Below are 19,311 nucleotides of genomic sequence, written 5' to 3'. Positions count from 1 at the left end.
AAACCATGAATGTAATTACAGGACAAACAGAATTTTTTAAAGGCATTCCGCAAATTAAATTTGAAGGAACAGGATCAGATAATCCTTTAGCCTTTCGCTGGTATGATGAAAACAGGGTAGTAGCAGGAAAAAGCATGAAAGAGTGGCTCCGTTTTGCATGCGCCTACTGGCACAGCTTTGTTGGAAGTGGTGCTGATCCTTTCGGCGAACCGACCCATATTTTTCCATGGGACAAAAAATCAGATGCAGTTGAAAAAGCAAAAGATAAAGCTGATGCTGCCTTTGAATTTATGACCAAGCTCGGATTACCTTTTTATTGTTTTCATGATGTGGATGCAGTTGAATATGGAAATGATATCAATGAAAACGACCGCAGGCTGCAAGCTATCACAGCATATTTTGCAGAAAAGCAGAAAGCAAGTGGCATTAAGTTGCTGTGGGCTACTGCCAATTTATTTTCAAACCGTCGTTATATGAACGGTGCTTCCACCAATCCTGATTTTCATGTACTCACTCATGGTGCGGCACAGGTGAAAGCTGCATTAGATGCAACTATTGCTTTGGGTGGAGAGAACTACGTGTTCTGGGGCGGAAGAGAAGGATATATGAGTCTGCTCAACACCAATATGAAAAGAGAGAAAGAACATTTAGCCGGGTTCTTACATGCTGCAAAAGATTATGCAAGAAAAAATGGTTTTAAAGGAACTTTCTTTATCGAACCAAAACCATGTGAGCCAAGTAAACATCAGTATGATTATGACAGTGAAACAGTAATTGGTTTCTTACGTCAGTATGATTTACTGAATGATTTTAAAATTAATATTGAAGTAAACCATGCAACACTTGCAGGTCATACATTCCAGCATGAATTACAGGTAGCAGCTGATGCTGGCATGCTCGGTTCAATGGATGCCAACCGTGGCGATTATCAAAACGGATGGGATACAGATCAGTTCCCCAATAACATTAATGAACTGGCTGAAGCAATGCTGGTGATTATTGAAGCAGGTGGTTTTGCAGGAGGTGGTATTAACTTTGATGCAAAGATCCGCCGTAACAGTACCGATCCTGCAGATCTGTTCTATGCACATATTGGTGGTATGGATGCATTTGCACGTTCATTGATTGTTGCAGATGATATTCTGCAGAAATCAGATTACAAAAAGATCAGAACAGAGCGTTATGCTTCTTTTGACAGTGGCAAAGGAAAGGAATTTGAAAACGGCAAATTATCTCTTGAAGATCTGAGAGCGTATGCTGTTGAAAATGGAGAGCCTGCTGTTATAAGCGGTAAACAGGAATACCTGGAAAATATTGTCAACCGCTATATCTGATAAGCCGTTTATTGAATTTGTATAGTTGAAGCAACAGGCCGGTTCGGTTCAGAAATGTACAGAACAGCCTGTTGTTTCATTTCAGGTATCTTTGCCTGGTCAATGATTCACAGAATAAATATAAACAGAAGATTATGTTGATGCATCAAACTATGAGATGGTACGGGCCAAATGACCCTGTAAGTTTATCTGATATACGCCAGGCAGGATGTTCCGGTGTTGTTACTGCCCTGCACCAAATACCTGTTGGGGATATATGGACAGCTGATGAAATTCTCATCCGTAAACAAATGATTGAAGATGCAGGAATGACATGGACAGTGATTGAAAGTCTTCCGGTGAGTGATGATATTAAACGGCAGTCGGGCAATTACATGTATCATATTGAAAATTACAAAGCAAGTCTGCGTAACGTAGCTGCCTGTGGTTTAAAAGTAGTGACCTATAACTTTATGCCGGTGTTAGACTGGCTTCGTACTGATATTGCATACCCCATGGTTGATGGCAGTACGGCTTTATATTTCAACAGGGTTGATTATGTAATTTTTGATTTATTCCTGTTGCAACGGCCCGGCGCTGCTGATGATTATTCAGCCGAAGAAACAGGAAGGGCAAAAGAACGTTTTACTGCAATGACGAAAGAGCAACGGGCAAAGCTCTTCAACAACATGATGTTGGGATTGCCCGGAAGCGATGATGCATTTACACCTGAACAGGTATTAACTGAGTTAACGAAGTATCAGGGCATAGATGTTGCAAAACTAAAGGAGCATCTGTTTTATTTTTTGAATCAGGTTATTCCTGTTGTGGAAGAATGTGGATTGAAGATGGCGATTCATCCTGATGATCCTCCGTATTCAGTGCTGGGCTTACCAAGAATCATGAGTACAGAACAGGATGCTGCTGATTTAATTGAAGCAGTTCCATCGCCGGCAAATGGTTTTTGTTTTTGCACCGGTTCATTTGGTGCCAGGGCCGATAATAATATTCCGAAAATGCTCAAACGTTTTGGTGATCATATTCACTTTCTTCATTTGCGTAATACCAAGCGTGATGCAGAAGGAAATTTTTATGAAGCTGATCACTTAGCTGGTGACACAGAAATGTATGAAGTAATTAAAGAAGTGGTACTGCTGCAACGCAGAAGAAATATTTCTATTCCCATGCGGCCTGATCATGGCCACCAGATGCTCGATGATCTCAATAAAAAAACATATCCCGGTTATTCAGCCATTGGAAGATTGCGTGGCCTCGCTGAATTGCGTGGCGTTGAATATGCGTTACATAAAAGTTTGGCTTAACAAGTAAGTATAAGCTGTTTCAACATCGGCAGGACTTATTATTTAACCAGAGAGGTTGAATTTCTTTCAATCAATGCAGACGACAAGACAACTGTTGTATTGTTCATGAGTGTATGATTGTTTTTCTCAATCATTTTAAACAGAAGTTCAGCAGCTGTTTTACCAATTTCAAAGGCCGGTTGTGTAATAGTGGTAAGCGATGGGTTGAGGATCGGCGCTGTTTCAAGTGTGGAGAAAGCGATTACTTTTAAATCTTCAGGAATACGTACACCCGATTCAAGGCTTGCCAGATAAATCTGCATGGCTAATCTTTCTACTGAAGCAACTATTCCATCTGCATGATTTTTTTTAGACAGCAGTTCTTTAATCTGTCTGAAAGTTTGTTCAGGGCTTCCTGAACAATAAATAACCGGATCTTCTTTGCTTATATCTATTCCGGCTTCTGCAATTATTGATTTAAATCCCTCGGCCCTTTTTGTACAAATCGGCAGGGAAGAAGAGACGGATAAAAATACAGGATGTTTGCAGCCCTTTTCGATTAAATGTTTTGCAGAAAGCCGGCCACATTCGAAATCATTTGTGATGACTTTAGCTGTATCAGCAAACTCAAATTCCCTGTCGAAGAAAACAAAGGGAATTTTTTCATTTGTTAACTTAAGGATGTGATCTGCATTGGTTGTTTCATCTGATATGGAAATTAAAACACCATCAACCCTGCCACTGCAGCAATGTGAAACAATGTTTTTTTCAATTTCAAGTTTTTCATGTGAAAGATAAATCAGTACATGGTAGTTTTTTGATTCTGCTACTGATTGAATACCATTAATTGCCAGCGAAAAAAAATTGTCGGCTACTTCAGGAAGAATAACGGCGATAGTTTTACTTTTCTTTTTACGTAAGCTGCTTGCATAGGGGTTAGGAGAATAGCCAAATTTTTCTGCAGCTTCTAAAACAGTATTTTTTGTGTGCTCACTTATTTCATGACTATCCCGCAGCGCTTTTGATACAGTTGAAATAGACAGGTTAACCAGCTTAGCCAGTTCTTTGATATTTATTTTTTCATTAGTTCAGTTTCAGCGCTTTCGCTATACTTATATGACTGTTTTTCAGGCGAAATGCTGCTTCATTACGAAAACGTTTTCGTAAATAAAGCTATGGCTTTTTGCAAAAGTGTACTTAAAAAAAATCAATTTACAGTCGAAACAAGTAACAAGCCAAATTCGATTGCATGGAGCCAATAAACAAACACTTCACTGAAAGTGAGGTGAATCCTTTAAGCAGTCTTGATCAATGGGAAGAAGATGTACTGGAGCGTTATCCAGATCCCGAATCTATTGCCACTGCAAAATCAACCACCGAATACCGCAATTATGAAGATCCCGCAAGAGATTCTGTAAAGGAATTCTACCGGTTGAATCATACTTACCAGACATATGATTTCGTTAAGCAAAAGCAGGAATATTTTCTCAAGTTCGATAAAAAAGAGATGCCTTTATGGAGTGCTTTTGATTTTCTGAACCAGCTGGTTGATGATTCTGATCCTGATACAGACCTGGATCAGTTTCAGCATTTACTACAAACTTCAGAAGCTATCAGACGGGATGGACATCCAGACTGGATGGTGCTTACCGGGCTGATGCATGATATGGGAAAAGTGCTTTGTCTTTTTGGTGAACCTCAGTGGGCTGTTGTTGGCGATACGTTCCCGGTAGGTTGCGCCTACTCTGATAAAGTAGTTTATCCTGAATTTTTTAAAGATAATCCGGATTATAATAACCCTGCTTACAATACTCCACTCGGGGTTTACAACAAAGGCTGTGGATTGCGGAATGTTCATATGTCCTGGGGCCATGATGAATATGTGTATCAGATGCTGAAAAATTATTTACCCGAACCGGGCTTATACATGCTGCGCTATCACTCCTTTTATGCCTGGCACAGAGAAGGGGAATATGAATACCTCCTCGACGACCACGACAGGGATATGCTGAAATGGGTAAACCTGTTTAATCCTTACGATTTGTATTCCAAAAGCCCGACAGTACCCGTTTGGCAGGAATTAAAACCTTACTATGAAAACCTGGTAAGAAAGTTTTTACCTGAAACATTAAAGTTCTGAGTTAATACCATTGGCATTTTAAACTCCGTATTAACTCTGACTATTATTTGCCAGGGCCAGAAAGTGTAAAGTCAAGTTTAACATAAACAACTTTTTCGATTAACCCCAAAAAACCGATTATGAGATTGCTTCATTTAAAAATGCTGAAAAAGAAGGCTTTTGAAATCCTTGCCATCTTTTTATTGTTGCCGGTAGTAATGCTGGCACAACCAACAGGAACAAAAGACGTTAGTGGAAAGGTTACCGATAATTCCGGTAATCCTTTAGCCGGTGTAACAGTTGCTGTAAAGAGTACATCAACCGCAGTTGTTACAAACGCTGCAGGTATGTTTTCCATTAAAGCAAAACAGGGCGATGTACTGGTATTCAGTTTCGTTTCTTTTGCTCCAAAAGAAGTTGCCGTAACAGGTACTTCAGTATATAATATTACAATGGAATCAGCTGCCAGTGCATTAACAGATGTAGTGGTGGTGGGCTACGGTCGTTCTTCTAAAAGAACAGTTTCCAGTGCCATCACTTCTATTAAACCAGAAGATCTCAATCGTGGTGCTATTGGCGATGTGGCCCAGTTGTTACAAGGTAAAGTACCAGGTCTTAACATTACAGCCAGTGGTGATCCTAACCGCCCGGCTGCTGTTATTCTTCGTGGTGCTTCAACCGTAAACAGTCCGCAAGGCCCGTTTTATGTTATTGATGGAATACCAGGTGCAGATATTAATGCTGTTGCTCCGGATGATATTGCTTCAATGGACATTTTAAAGGATGCATCTGCAACGGCTATCTATGGTAACAGAGCAAGTAACGGTGTTATTATGGTTACTACCAAGAAAGGTAAAAAAGGCAAACTGCAAGCCGCTTATAACGGCTATGTGGGTTTTGAAAGTGTAAGCAGCAGTTTAGATTTAATGGATGCAAATCAGTTAAGAGCATATGCGCAAAAAAATAATTTTACGCCAAGCACGAACGACGATAAAGGTGCCAATACCAATTGGATGAAGGCTGTGCAAAAAGAATCAGCCTTATCTCATAATCATAATCTTTCTTTCAGTGGCGGTACAGATAAAAGTATGTACAGCGCAAGCTTAAATTATCTGAAAAAAGACGGTATCATGTTGCAAAGTAGTTTGGAACGGGTAATTGGCAGAATCAGTGCGGAGCACCATGCATTAAACGACAAATTGATTTTGGGTTTGAACATTATGAGCAGCAGCAGCAAAGCTTCCAACGTTCCTTTACAGAACATGGTGTTTCAGCAATCAGTAAAATTCAACCCGATGTCGCCGGTATATAATGCCGATGGTACTTTTTTTGAAAACCCAAATAATACCCAGTATTTTAATCCGGTGTCCATTATCAAAAATGCGCTTGATGATACCAAGTACGGTTCATTGCAGGGAAATTTTACAGCAGAAGCTAAACTGCCTTTTAATTTAACGGCTAATGTAAACCTGGCTTACCAGCGTGGTACCTGGCTGCATGGAGAGTATTATAACAGTTACTATTCACGTAACTACAGTACAGGAAGTTTTTATACCAATGGCGATCCGGGTGGTGGCCGCAGTCTGCGTAATTTTTATTCCAATGGTCTTGCCTACAGAGGCTATTACCAAAGCAGTTCTAAAACATTGGAATCTTATTTAACCTGGGGTAAAAAATTTGGAGCACACAACATCAAGGCTGTGTTGGGTCACAGTTGGCAAAAAAATACCAACAACGATGGGTTGCAAACAAGCCAGACTAATTTTGTAAACGATTATACAGGATATACAAATTTGGGTCTTGGTAACTACCAAACAGTAAATGGTTTTGCAGTAGATTATGGCGGAGCTGTTTATGAGGAAACAAATTTCATCTCCGACTTCTTCCGTGTTAACTATGATTTTAATGAAAAGATACTGGTACAGGCTTCTGTTAGAAGAGATGGCAGCTCTGTATTTGGTAAAAATAAAGAGTGGGGCTATTTCCCTGCTGCAAGTGTTGCATGGCGTATTTCTGAAGAAGATTTTATCAGGAACATCGCTTTCATTAACGATCTGAAGCTGAGAGTGAGCTATGGTGAAACAGGAAATGCTTTTGGCCTGGGTGCGTATAATGCTCAACGCCTTTACAGTAAATCGGGTACTTATTATAACAACGGTGTTTTTGCAGCATCGTTCAGATCTTCTCAAGGTTCTAACCCCGATTTGCAGTGGGAAGTTACAGCTACCAAAAACATTGGTTTGGATTATGGATTCCTGAAAGGAAAAATCAACGGTTCGATCGATTTGTATGAAAAAACCACTACCAACATGGTGTTCCCTTATGCCGTAGCACAATCGATTGACCCAAGTGGTTTCTTATGGTTGAATGTGGGTAAAATCAGAAACCGTGGTATTGAGTTTAGTGTAAATGTAAATGCAGTAAGCCAAAAGAACTTCAGCTGGAATACAGGTTTAAACCTGGCAACTAACCAAAATGTAATATTGGATTTAAAAGGACCGGAACAATATGGTGTAAATGCTGATTCTACTTATTATACGCAAATTGACGGACCCGGCACCACCGGTAGTCGTCTTCAGATATTGGCAGTAGGCGGTCCATTAGGTCAGTTTTATTCGTTCCAGTACGCAGGAAAGGATGGTTCGGGTAATTCGTTGTTTTATAAGAAAGACAAAACAACAACAACAAGCCCTTCTAATGTAACAGATTACTTTTCACTGGGCAGTCCGCATGCTAAACTGATGTTTGGATGGAACAACTCTCTCCGTTATAAAAACTTCGACCTCAATTTCTTTGTAAGGGGTGTGCTTGGTAATAAGATATTTAATGCAACCCGTGCAGATCTTTCTTATGTAGTAACTGCAGGGCAAACCAATATTAGTCCTTATGCAGCCGATGATAAAAGAACTGATTCACGTAACAACAACTTTTCATCACGCTACGTAGAGAATGGTTCTTACCTGCGTTTCGACAATGCAACTTTAGGTTATCGTTTCAATATCAAAAACGAATACATCAGTATGTTACGGTTTTATGCTACAGTAAACAACCTCTTTGTAATTACAAAGTACAAAGGAATCGATCCTGAAATTAACCAGGGCGGTGCATCTTTAGGTGTAGACTACAATAGTTTCTATCCAAAAACACGCACTATTCTTTTAGGTGTATCAGTTGGTTTTTAACGATTAAAAAACATTTTATGAATAAGAATTTGAAACAATTTCTAATAGTGATAGCAGCCGGCTTATTTATAATGAGCTCCTGCCACAAAATTGAGGTGAAGCCCAATTCACTTTACACAGAAGATGTATTCCCTAAGACAGACGCCGAATTTCAGTCGGTGATGGGTACCATTTACACAAGCTTGCGTGGACACTATTCTCTTGGTTACTGGTTTGCACAGGAAATCAGCTCGGATGAAGCCATACTGCCAGTATATGGCGGTAACTGGTTCGATGGACAAGGATATATTCAACTGCACCGTCACGACTGGAACAAAGATCATGGCTGGATAACAACAGTTTGGAATGATGCTAATTCAATCGTAGGTCTTTGTAACCAAACAATGTATATTTTCAAAAGTGCACCGGAGGGCGATTCGAAAAATACAGCAATTGCAGAATTGAAAACATTAAGAGCATTTGCTTATTGGGAACTGCTGGATATGTTTGGTAATGTGCCTTTAGATACGATTTATCCAAGCCCTGGTGTGCAGGCAAAAGCTACACGTGCACAGGTGTTCAGTTTTGTAGAATCTGAATTAAAAGCTGCGCTTCCTTATTTAAAAACGGCCACAGGAAGCAGCACTTACGGTAAAGTAACAAAATGGATGGCCAATGCGCTGCTGGCAAAACTTTATTTGAATGCAGAAGTGTATGCAGGCACTGCTAAATACAATGAAGCTATTGCAGCTTGTGATGCAATCATCAGTTCCGGAAACTTTGCAGTTGAAGGAAGAAGTACTTACCTCAATCAATTTGCGCCCACAAACGGCCCCGCATTTAAGGAGTTTATTTTTGCAATCCCCTACGATCCTTCTACAAGCAATGGTTATTTATTTCATGGCCGTTACGATCTTAACCGTAACCTCGGCATAAAGTATCGTTATTCAGGAAGTACACCGGGCAGTTATTCATTCAATCAAATCATTTTGAATCAAACTTCCGGAAATGGTTTGATCAATGCAAAGCCCAGCGGCCCCGTGCTACATTATCCAGTTTTTATAATAGTTATTTTAAAGCTGACGCTAATGATATCAGAAATAATCAATGGCTGGTCGGCAATCAATTCTGGCCCGATGGCAGTCCGATTATGGTAAAAACCACTAAAAAAGGGTACGATCAGTTTTATACAGGCACCGATGGTGGTGATAACTATACGTATCAACTCTATATTGATTCAGTTATTTCTGCACGTTTGAATCCTACTTCCATCGATTTAGGCAACGATGAAATTGCATGGAACATGGGTATCCGCAATGTCAAGTTTGCACCTGATGCAAATTCATCAAGCCGTAATCAAAGTAATGATGCACCGATATTCCGCTATTCAGATATTCTCCTGATGAAAGCAGAAGCTATCTTAAGAGGTGGTACGGCAACAAGCAGCCACACAGCTCTTTCTCTTACAAATATGGTACGCAGCAATCGCAGCACTTCGGCTGCATGGACTTCAGTAACACTTGACGATTTGTATGCTGAACGTGCACGTGAGTTTTCATGGGAGTGCTGGCGCAGAAATGATATGATACGTTTTGGTAATTATGAAACATCGTATGGCTTCAAAACCAATTCAGATACTTATCGTCGTATTTTCCCAATTCCAACTGCGGCAATGAACACAAATCCTAAATTGGTTCAGAATCCAGGATACTGATTTTTTTCATATTAGCAGTACATCTAAACCCGGAGTCTATACTTCGGGTTTTAATTTTAAATTGTAGAAAAATAGTTCAGCATGAAGCGTAAATTGATGATCGTTTTATTGTACTCAGGTTTAATTAATGCTTCGGTTACTGCACAGGTATTAATTAAAGACAGCCTGAATTATATTCAATCTCCAAAGATTTCTGCCAACTCCTTTGCATTAAACTTTATAGCGATGGGTGATTGGGGAAGAAATGGAGAAGATCATCAAAAGCAGGTAGCTGTGCAAATGGGTAAAACAGCAGCTGAAATAAAAGCGCAGTTCATTATTGCAACAGGTGATAATTTTTATCCCAGTGGTGTTATCAGTGAACAGGATCCATTGTGGAGATATTCTTTTGAAGATATTTACACTGCTTTTTCGTTGCAATGGGATTGGTATCCTGTATTGGGTAATCATGATTACAAAAGTAACCCCGATGCACAGGTGGCATATACAAAGATCAGCCGCCGATGGAAGATGCCTGCCCGTTATTATTCGAAATTGATTCCAATTCCAGGTGATACTTCCAGTAAGGTTTTGATTTTATTTATTGATACCAATCCATTGATTCCGGAATTCTATTCTAACACGGAATACGGGCCGAATGTAAAAACACAGGATAGCAGCAAACAAAAAAAATGGATCGCAAAAGAACTCAGTAATACTGATCCAAAGATTAAATGGAAAATTGTGGCGGGTCATCATCCGATGTATTCAGGCGGCGGCAGAACAGATGCTTATGATACAAAGGCTATTCGCCGTTCGTTAAAACCCATCTTTGATAAATACGGAGTGGATGTTTATTTAGCAGGGCATGAACACAGCCTGCAGCATTTGGTGGCTGATACAAAAACACAGCATTTTATTTCAGGTGCAGCATCTGAAAAAACAGCTGTGCATTTAACACCCGAAACTAAAATGGTTGCTTCGGAATATGGGTTTATGATTTTTTCAGTTACAGGCAAACAGTTGCTGGTACAAACCATTGATGCTGACGGCAAACTTATTTACAGCACAAGTATTGATAAGTAAGAACAATAATTCAGCATAGTTTTAAAACGATCTTGCATGAAAAGAATTAAAAGAAAATCTTTTATAAAGATGACCGCCTTAACTGTGCTGGCATCTTTGAATCATTCTTCTTTACTGAAAGCAGCAGCAGAACCTGCCAATCGTTTTTTAGTACCGGATGATATCATGAAACGGTTAACAGCTGCCAATGATCTGCAGGTTACATCTTTATTACAAACAGTAACTGAAGGAAATATTGTATTCAGCAGAAAGATTGGGTATGATTTTGCAACTTTGTCTGCAGCTTATGCTTCAGCAGGTTCGCAGTTTTATCACAGTCCATTGATTATTCCCAAACTGGAATTATTAACCCGTGCTATTGCAAGTCAGCAGGCAGAAGATGGTACGGTTAATATTGCCAACCTGGAGTCTCCTCCCGATACCGGCTTTTTAGTGGAATTACTTTCAGCTGCTGCATTTATTTTGATAAAAGATAAGTCAGCTGAATTACAGCATACAAATACTGCCATCAAAAATATTTTGTTGAAAGCTGGCGAAGGATTAAGAACAGGAGGTGTGCATACGCCCAATCACCGCTGGGTTATTTGTGCGGCATTGGCAAGACTTCATTCACTTTATCCAAATAAAAGATATACTGAACGTATTGAAGAATGGCTGGCTGAAGGTATTTATATGGATGCTGACGGGCATTATCCCGAACGAAGTGCAAGCATTTATGCAGTAGTGGAAGATAATTCACTCATCACCATGTCGAGGTTATTAAATAAGCCGGCATTGCTTGATTTTGTAAGGAAGAACCTGGAGATGACCTATTATTATATGGAACCCAATGGCGATATGGTGACAGCTGATTCAAGAAGGCAGGATCAATGGGTGGCAAAAAATGTGATGGGCTATTATTTGCATTACCGTTATATGGCTATTAAAGATGGCAATAAAAAATTTGCTGCCATTGCACAGCAAATTGAAAACATGAAAGGCTTTGAAGAAGAGATTATAAAGAAGGACCTGTTTCATTTTTTAGAAAACGTAACATTGCAAAAACCACTACCTGCACAGGCCGTACCTTCAGACCAATATGAAAAATTATTTACCACTTCACAATTGCTGCGGATAAGAAGAGGCAATACTACTGCTACATTATTTGGTGGTGTTGACTGGCCATTAATCATTGCATCGGGCCGTTCCTGCAGCCCCAACTTTTTTTCTTACCGTAAAGGCAATGCCATTTTAAAATACATGCGGCTCTCAACTTCTTTTTTTGGCATGGGATATTTTTACAGCGAAGGATTGAAAAAGGATGGCAGTAAATATATACTGCACAAGAAATTAACTGCACCTTATTATCAACCACTGCCAAAAAATCTGCGAAACAGTAAAGGAGATTATAAACTGGTGCCAAGTACTGACGGACGTTTCTGGAATAAAATGGATTTTAAAAAGCGGCCGGTAAGTAATGTGAAAACACAGGATACAAGAATTACATTTACAGAAACGAATGGAGCAGTACAATTAGATATAAGTGTTACCGGACAAGCTAACGTGCCTGTAACAATTGAACTTTGTTTTGCTGAAGGCGGACAATTAACCGGTGTTACTTCACCCGAAAATGGAAACAGTTTTTTAGCAAATGATTTTGCTTCATATGAAATGGGTACTGATGTGATACGGTTTGGGCCCGGAGTAATGGCACATAAAAAAATTACTGACCTTGGAGGAGAGAAGTACAGCACACATTTCGGAAGTTTACGAACTGAAGGTATGCATGTGTATATAACAGGAATGACGCCTTTTAAACATCAGCTTACCTTCAGTTAAATACGCTCAACTTCATTCATTACAAATGACGCAACAGAACCAAACCAACACAAAAGAAAAACCAGCAGGAAGATTACTTTCACTGGATGCACTGCGTGGCTTTGATATGTTCTGGATTATCAGTGGTGAAGGGATTTTTCATGGGTTTGCAAATGTGGTGCTGAAGAAGCATTCTTTATACCGTAACCCGGTTGACTGGCAAATTGCAGCAAACGGTGATTTAAGTTTTTGGGAACGCATTGCTGCAGGCATCAGTAATCAGTTACATCATACAGTTTGGAACGGGTTTACTTTTTATGATATGATTTTTCCGCTGTTCATTTTTATTGCCGGTATATCCATGCCGTTTTCATTCAGTAATCAGCTGAACAAACCCGGGCTAACAATTGCTGCAGCAAAGAAGAGCATTTACCGTTCTTTAATCAAACGTACACTGATCCTGCTTTTCCTTGGCATGGTGGTGAACGGCTTGTTTCAGTGGAATGGATATGAACATACAAGATTTGCCAGTGTACTGGGAAGAATTGCTTTGAGTTGTTTTTTTGCTGCCATCATTTTTTTAAATACAAAACTGCGTACACAAATCATCTGGTTTTTTGGATTGCTGTTTTTTTACTGGGCAGTAATGATGCTTGTGCCTGTTCCCGGTTTTGGCGCAGGTGTATTAACACCTGAAGGTAATTTTGAAGGTTATATTGACAGGCTTTTTTTACCGGGAAGGTTTCATAACACTACGTTTGATCCTGAAGGATTACTTTCTACTATTCCGGCTGTAGGTACAGCATTGCTGGGCGTTTTTACAGGACAGTTTTTGCGTAACAACGAAATAGCTCCGGCTAAGAAAGTACTTTGGTTAATTGTTTCTGCTCTCGTATTACTGTCAGTTGGGTTGGTATGGAATATTGTTTTCCCGATTAATAAAAGTATGTGGACGAGTTCTTTTGTGTTGTTTGCAGGAGGCTGGAGTGTGTTGTTACTGGCTATCTTTTACTATATCATTGATGTGGCAGGGTTTAAAAAATGGTGCATGCCATTTGTATGGGTCGGTTGCAATTCTATTTTGATTTATATGGCAGCACACGGGGTTGTAAACTTTGAATCAACCTCGGCATTCCTGTTTCATGGTTTGTACAGTAAAACACCTGAGGTATGGCATGATGCATTGATGTGGATGGGTGTGGCAGTCATTCAGTTTGGAGCATTGTATTTTTTATATAAGAAAAAATGGTTTTTAAAAATTTAGTTTTTTAGAGTTGCCAACCTTTAAAAGGTTGGCAACTCTAAAAAAGAATATCAATAACGAGTGTAAATTATTTCACAGGAATGAACACATTACAAATCGCTGATTATATTGTCTTCTTTATATATTTTATCTTGGTATCAGCGTATGGTATCTATATCTATAAAAAGAAAAAAGCAGCCACCACTAGCTCCAATGATTTCTTTTTGGCCGAAGGTTCATTAACCTGGTGGGCAATCGGTGCATCATTGATTGCATCAAATATTTCAGCAGAGCATTTTATTGGCATGAGTGGTTCAGGTTTTGCATTGGGTCTCGCTATTTCAACGTATGAATGGATGGCGGCAGCTACGCTGATTATTGTGGCCATCTTTATTCTGCCTATGTACCTGAAGAATAGGATTTTTACTATGCCGCAGTTTTTGGCCAAGCGGTATAATGATACAGTGAGTACCATCATGGCGGTGATCTGGCTGCTGGTTTATGTATTTGTAAATCTTACTTCCATTATTTATCTCGGTGCATTGGCAATTTCATCCCTTGCGCCCATCAGTTTTGAATGGTGCATTGCAGGGCTCAGTACCTTCTCTATTGTGGTAACACTTGGTGGTATGAAAGTAATTGGGTACACAGATGTATTCCAGGTATTGGTATTGATCATTGGTGGATTAGTAACAACATATTTATCTCTAACCTTATTATCAGAGGAGTTTGGATTTGGAAAAGATATATTGAAAGGGCTTTCCGTTTTGCGTAAAGAAGCGCCGGAACATTTTCACATGATCTTTGATAAATCCAATCCGCATTATATGGAATTGCCCGGACTGTCGGTTTTAATTGGCGGTATGCTGATCAATAACCTGGCTTACTGGGGATGCAATCAATACATTGTGCAACGGGCCTTGGGTGCTGATCTGAAAACAGCCCGTAAAGGAATTTTGTTTGCAGCTTTTTTAAAAATGCTGGTTCCTGTAATTGCAGTATTGCCTGGTATTGCCATGTATGTGATGCATAACAATGGAATGTTTCAGACAGAGATGGCTGATGCAGGAGTGGTAAAACCTGATCATGCATATCCCACATTAATGAATTTATTACCTGCCGGATTAAAAGGCGTTGCTTTTGCTGCATTAACAGCTGCTATTGTTGCATCACTTGCAGGAAAGGCCAACAGCATCTCCACGATTTTTTCATTAGACATTTATAAAAAGTATTTTAACAAGAACGCATCTGAAAGAAAGCTGGTACTTACCGGAAGATGGGCTGTTATTATTTCGATGCTGATTGCTGCAATAGTTGCACCTGCATTAAAATCCTTAGACCAGGCTTACCAGTTTATACAGGAATATGCAGGTTTTTTCTCTCCAGGAGTATTGGCGATTTTCCTGTTGGGAATGTTCTGGAAAAGAACAACAGCAGCAGCCGGTCTGGCTGGTGCATTGCTGACTGTGCCTATTTCAACTGTATTGAAATTTTTACCAACATGGACAAACGGAGCTTTTCCTGATTATCCTTTTTTAGACAGGATGACGATTGCCTTTTTGCTGTAGTGATCATTATGGTTGCTATCAGTTTAATTAAACCAAAACCGGCAGGTGATAAGCATGTAATTGAAATGGATACATCTTTATTTAAAGTATCGCCGGGCTTTATTGTGGGTTCCTTTATTATTTGCGGTATACTGGCTGCATTGTATACTGTGTTCTGGTAAGTAGCGAAATGTATAAAGAAAGATTATAGTAGTTCTAAATAGAGTTTAAGTTCATGATGGAGGAATTCAACCATACAGCAGATAGAAATATTTTGAACATCTGTATTAAAATGATACTGGTTGCTTTGATGATTGTTCTTTTTCACAAAGAAACGTTCAGTCAAAACCTGTTACAGTATGTGCAGCCTTATTCCGGTACAGCTCCTTCCACTACATCAGCAGCATTAAAACACAGTGAAGCAGGAAGTGAAAAAAATGCCAACACTATTCCTTCTGTTGGTTTACCATTTGGCATGACACAATGGGTTGCCCAAACAAGAACAACAGAAACAAAATGCATTCCGCCTTACTATTATAAAGACAGTTTACTAACAGGCTTCCGGGGAACACACTGGATCAGCGGATCATGCATGCAGGACTATGGAAGTTTCACCGTCATGCCGATTGCAGGAAAATTGAAAACAAATAATTATGCAACTCCTTTTTCGCATAAGAATGAAACAGTAACACCTGCTTATTATAAACTTGAGCTGAAAGAATTTACTTCTGAAATGACTGCCTCTTTGCGCTGCGGTATAATACAGTTTACCATGAAACAGGATGATAGTTTGTATGTTCTTCTGATGCCTAACAGCGATTATGAAAAGGGATTTGTAAAAGTTGATGCTGCAAAAGGAATTGTTTGGGGTTATAATCCTGTTCACCGCATTTACCAGGGCTGGGGACAACCTGCAGGATTCAGCGGATGGTTTTATGTCAGGTTTGAAAAAGCAATTGTTTCAAAGGGAACATTTGCAGAAGGAAAAACCTTTCAAATCGACAGTATTCAGCAGCAAAAAGGAATTGGTGCATATGTGGGCTTTAAACTAAATAAAGGCGAGAAACTTATTTTAAGAATCGGAACTTCTTTCAGCAGTATGGAAGGAGCGAAGAAAAATCTGCAGAGTGAAATTGGAAATAAGCAATTTAATGAAGTTTTAAAAGCAGCTAAACTGCAATGGGAAAATTCTCTGTCAAAAATTACCGTACAAACAACTGATGAAAAAGCAAAGCGTATTTTTTATACAGCTATGTATCATTCCATGCAGCATCCCCGGTTGTATAATGATGTGGATGGAACCTATCCAAAATTTGCCGGAAAGAATGAGTTAATGAATGCAGGAAACCGGAATTATTATGACGATTTTTCTATGTGGGATATTTACAGGGCACAATTGCCTTTGTTTGAGATACTCGATGTTTCAAAAACAAATGATTTTGTTTTCTCGATGATTGAAAAAGGGAAGCAGGGCGGATGGTTACCTATTTTTCCTTGCTGGAACAGTTATACTTCTGCCATGATTGGCGATCATGTTACTGCATTCATTGCATCAGCTTATAACAAGGGCATCCGCAATTATAATATACAGGAAGCATACCGTTTGATGCGTAAGAATGCATTTACAGTTGCAGGCGAAACAGATTATGTAAATGGAACGGGAAGAAGAGCTATGATCTCTTACTTAAAGTACAATTATATTCCACTTGAAGACAGTGTGCCGGTTGCCTTTCATAAAAAAGAACAGGTAAGCCGTACACTGGAATATACTTATGATGATTACGCACTGAGCATTGTAGCGAAGGGTTTGAAGAAAACGGAAGATTACAAGGCGTTATATCAACGTTCATTTAATTATAAAAAAGTATTTGATCCATCAGTACAAATGATGAATGGAAAATATGCTGATGGAAGTTTTTATCAACAGTTGAATCCGGATAAACGGGAAGCTTTTATAACAGAAGGCACTGCACGCCAGTATACGTTTTACGTGCCGCACGATATTCCGGGATTATCGAACCTGATGGGCGGCAGAAAGAATTTTGAAAATTCATTAGACAGTTTGTTTGCAAAAGGCGAGTACTGGCATGGAAATGAACCGGGACATCAGATTCCTTATCTCTATAACTATACTGCATCTCCATGGAAAACGCAGAAAATTGTGAGAAATATATTACAGGAAGAATATACAGACGGACCAGGTGGATTGAGCGGTAATGATGATGCTGGCCAGATGAGTGCCTGGTATGTTTTTGCAGCGATGGGTTTTTATCCGGTTGATCCTGTTTCAGGAGAATACCTGTTGAGTTCTCCATTGTTTGATAAAATAAGCATCAGCGGAAACAACGGAAAAAAATTCGAAATCATATCACATAAAAATTCTTCTGAAGCGGTTTACATCAGCAAAGTACAATGGAATGGGAAATTGTATAGTCAGAATTTTATCACCCATACAATGATTGCACAGGGAGGTAAATTAGAAATATGGCTGCAGCAGCAACCCTCAGAGTGGGGAGCAAAAATGAGTAACCAGCCAAAGGGATTATCGGGCAAATAAAAAATGAACAGATGAAAAAGATTCTCTGCATATTGGTAACAATAACTACAGTCTTGCAACTTTCAGCGCAAAAAGTATTTAACATTAGAACATATGGTGCAAAAGGAGATGGTATAACCAATGATGCTGTTGCCATTCAAAAAGCAATTGATGCATGTACTATAGCAGGAGGAGGAAGAGTACTTGTACCTGCTCCATTTACATTTATAGCTGGGCCATTCAATTTAAAATCGAATATTGATTTTCATGTGGAAGGTGGAGCAATGGTAAAAGCAAGCGCAAATGAAAAGCTTTATACAAAAAGTGCATTCCGTACAAACCCGGGTGAAGGAAGTATTTGGATTGGAGCTGAAAATATACAGAACCTCACCATCAGCGGCAGTGGAAAAATTGATGGAAACGGCATTGCATTCATGGGCGATGAACTGGAAGATTCTTATGTGCTGAAACCTTTCAATGTGTTTGATCCACGTCCGCATGTGCTTACAATCATTGGCGGTAACAATATCCGGATTCATGATGTACATATTGGTAACTCAGCTTACTGGACGGTTCATTTGGTTGGTTGTAATGATGTGCTGATAGCAGGAATTACACTACTGAACAGTTTAAAAGTCAGAAACAGCGATGGTATTGATCTCGACCACAGTAAAAATGTACGGATCAGTGATTGTTATATTGAAAGTGGTGATGATTGTATTTGTATCAAGAACAGGAGAGAGTTTGAAGAGTTTGGAAAATGTGAAAATATTACTGTTACAAATTGTACCATGACTAGCCGCAGCTGTGCAATAAAGATTGGTTCAGAAAACATGGATACAATTCAGCAGGTGCTGTTTAATAACTGCATCATTAAAAACAGTAACCGTGGTGTTGGTATCCAGCATAGAGATGAAGGGGTGGTAAGAGATGTGGTCTTTTCAAACATGATTATTGAAAGTCATTTGTTCAGTGATGTGTGGTGGGGAAAAGCGGAACCAATTTATGTAACTGCTTACCGTAGGGCAAAAGGAAATAACAAAGATGCCAACTGGCGTTTTCCGAAAGGGGCCACAGAAGGAAGAGTGGGGCAAGTGAGCAATATCACGTTCAGCAATATCAAATGCATCAGTGAAAACGGCATCTATGTAAGTGGTGAATCGCAGGATAAAATTGACAACATCATTTTCGACCAGGTGGATGTCATGATTAATAAAACGACTGCGCTGCCGGGTGGAGTATATGACCGCCGTCCCTGCGAAGTGGATGGATTTGTAAAAGGACGCACTTCAGGTTTTTATATTGATGGTGCAGGTTTGGTCAGTATCAGAAACAGTTCTGTTCAGTGGGGCACAAACCGCCCCGATTATTTTGCACATGCCATTGAAAGCAGTAGTAGTCGCATAATAAATATTATCGGGTTTACGGGTGAAGCAGCTAATCCTCAAAGATTCCCGGCAATAAAAAAGTAAAAAACGAAACCGATTTTTGAAATAAAGAAATGTGTATCTGTAA

Annotated in this window: 11 protein-coding genes and 1 pseudogene; 11 read left to right on the top strand and 1 reads right to left on the bottom strand. The window is 39.4% G+C overall.

Annotated features, from left to right (window positions below):
• Window positions 1-5 precede the first annotated feature (5 nt).
• Window positions 6-1,334, top strand: coding sequence for a xylose isomerase (gene xylA, locus IPK31_19700; protein MBK8089957.1), 1,329 nt, complete (start codon window positions 6-8; stop codon window positions 1,332-1,334).
• A gap of 131 nt (window positions 1,335-1,465) precedes the next feature.
• Window positions 1,466-2,635 (top strand): mannonate dehydratase, encoded by a 1,170-nt coding sequence (gene uxuA, locus IPK31_19695; GenBank protein ID MBK8089956.1) that lies wholly within the window; start codon window positions 1,466-1,468, stop codon window positions 2,633-2,635.
• A gap of 38 nt (window positions 2,636-2,673) precedes the next feature.
• Here the strand turns inward: uxuA and IPK31_19690 are convergent, their stop codons facing one another.
• A complete protein-coding gene (locus IPK31_19690) occupies window positions 2,674-3,684 on the bottom strand; it encodes a LacI family DNA-binding transcriptional regulator (protein ID MBK8089955.1) in 1,011 nt (336 codons plus the stop codon).
• Window positions 3,685-3,863: 179 nt separating this feature from the next.
• Between IPK31_19690 and IPK31_19685 the strand changes: the two genes are divergently transcribed.
• The 9 genes and pseudogenes from IPK31_19685 (at window position 3,864) to IPK31_19645 (ending at window position 19,268) form a co-directional block, all read left to right on the top strand.
• A complete protein-coding gene (locus IPK31_19685) occupies window positions 3,864-4,754 on the top strand; it encodes an inositol oxygenase (GenBank protein MBK8089954.1) in 891 nt (296 codons plus the stop codon).
• 119 nt (window positions 4,755-4,873) lie between these two features.
• Entirely contained in the window at window positions 4,874-7,915 is a 3,042-nt protein-coding gene (locus IPK31_19680) for a SusC/RagA family TonB-linked outer membrane protein (protein ID MBK8089953.1), read from the top strand.
• Between the two features lie 952 nt (window positions 7,916-8,867).
• Window positions 8,868-9,608, top strand: a complete 741-nt coding sequence (locus IPK31_19675; protein ID MBK8089952.1) for a RagB/SusD family nutrient uptake outer membrane protein — start codon at window positions 8,868-8,870, stop codon at window positions 9,606-9,608.
• A gap of 81 nt (window positions 9,609-9,689) precedes the next feature.
• Window positions 9,690-10,673 (top strand): metallophosphoesterase, encoded by a 984-nt coding sequence (locus IPK31_19670; GenBank protein MBK8089951.1) that lies wholly within the window; start codon window positions 9,690-9,692, stop codon window positions 10,671-10,673.
• A 36-nt stretch (window positions 10,674-10,709) separates the two neighbouring features.
• Window positions 10,710-12,491, top strand: coding sequence for a hypothetical protein (locus tag IPK31_19665; protein MBK8089950.1), 1,782 nt, complete (start codon window positions 10,710-10,712; stop codon window positions 12,489-12,491).
• A gap of 25 nt (window positions 12,492-12,516) precedes the next feature.
• A complete protein-coding gene (locus tag IPK31_19660) occupies window positions 12,517-13,734 on the top strand; it encodes a DUF5009 domain-containing protein (protein MBK8089949.1) in 1,218 nt (405 codons plus the stop codon).
• Window positions 13,735-13,814: 80 nt separating this feature from the next.
• Window positions 13,815-15,442, top strand: a pseudogene (locus IPK31_19655) (sodium/sugar symporter).
• A 56-nt stretch (window positions 15,443-15,498) separates the two neighbouring features.
• Window positions 15,499-17,817, top strand: a complete 2,319-nt coding sequence (locus IPK31_19650) for a GH92 family glycosyl hydrolase (protein MBK8089948.1) — start codon at window positions 15,499-15,501, stop codon at window positions 17,815-17,817.
• 11 nt (window positions 17,818-17,828) lie between these two features.
• On the top strand, window positions 17,829-19,268 hold the full coding sequence (locus IPK31_19645) for a glycoside hydrolase family 28 protein (GenBank protein MBK8089947.1): 1,440 nt from the start codon (window positions 17,829-17,831) through the stop codon (window positions 19,266-19,268).
• Window positions 19,269-19,311 lie beyond the last annotated feature (43 nt).

This window comes from Chitinophagaceae bacterium (assembly GCA_016713085.1).
In the GTDB taxonomy this organism is placed as follows: domain Bacteria; phylum Bacteroidota; class Bacteroidia; order Chitinophagales; family Chitinophagaceae; genus Lacibacter.
Note: the sequence above shows the minus strand (reverse complement) of the source record. Positions and strands in the feature narration are given on the sequence as shown.

What these genes read in the sequence shown, in the direction of transcription:
- IPK31_19645 (MBK8089947.1), top strand. Translation starts at nt 17,829, where the DNA reads ATGAAAAAGATTCTCTGCATATTGGTAACAATAACTACAGTCTTGCAA.
- IPK31_19685 (MBK8089954.1), top strand. Translation starts at nt 3,864, where the DNA reads ATGGAGCCAATAAACAAACACTTCACTGAAAGTGAGGTGAATCCTTTA.
- xylA (MBK8089957.1), top strand. Translation starts at nt 6, where the DNA reads ATGAATGTAATTACAGGACAAACAGAATTTTTTAAAGGCATTCCGCAA.
- IPK31_19665 (MBK8089950.1), top strand. Translation starts at nt 10,710, where the DNA reads ATGAAAAGAATTAAAAGAAAATCTTTTATAAAGATGACCGCCTTAACT.
- IPK31_19660 (MBK8089949.1), top strand. Translation starts at nt 12,517, where the DNA reads ATGACGCAACAGAACCAAACCAACACAAAAGAAAAACCAGCAGGAAGA.
- IPK31_19670 (MBK8089951.1), top strand. Translation starts at nt 9,690, where the DNA reads ATGAAGCGTAAATTGATGATCGTTTTATTGTACTCAGGTTTAATTAAT.
- IPK31_19680 (MBK8089953.1), top strand. Translation starts at nt 4,874, where the DNA reads ATGAGATTGCTTCATTTAAAAATGCTGAAAAAGAAGGCTTTTGAAATC.
- IPK31_19650 (MBK8089948.1), top strand. Translation starts at nt 15,499, where the DNA reads ATGGAGGAATTCAACCATACAGCAGATAGAAATATTTTGAACATCTGT.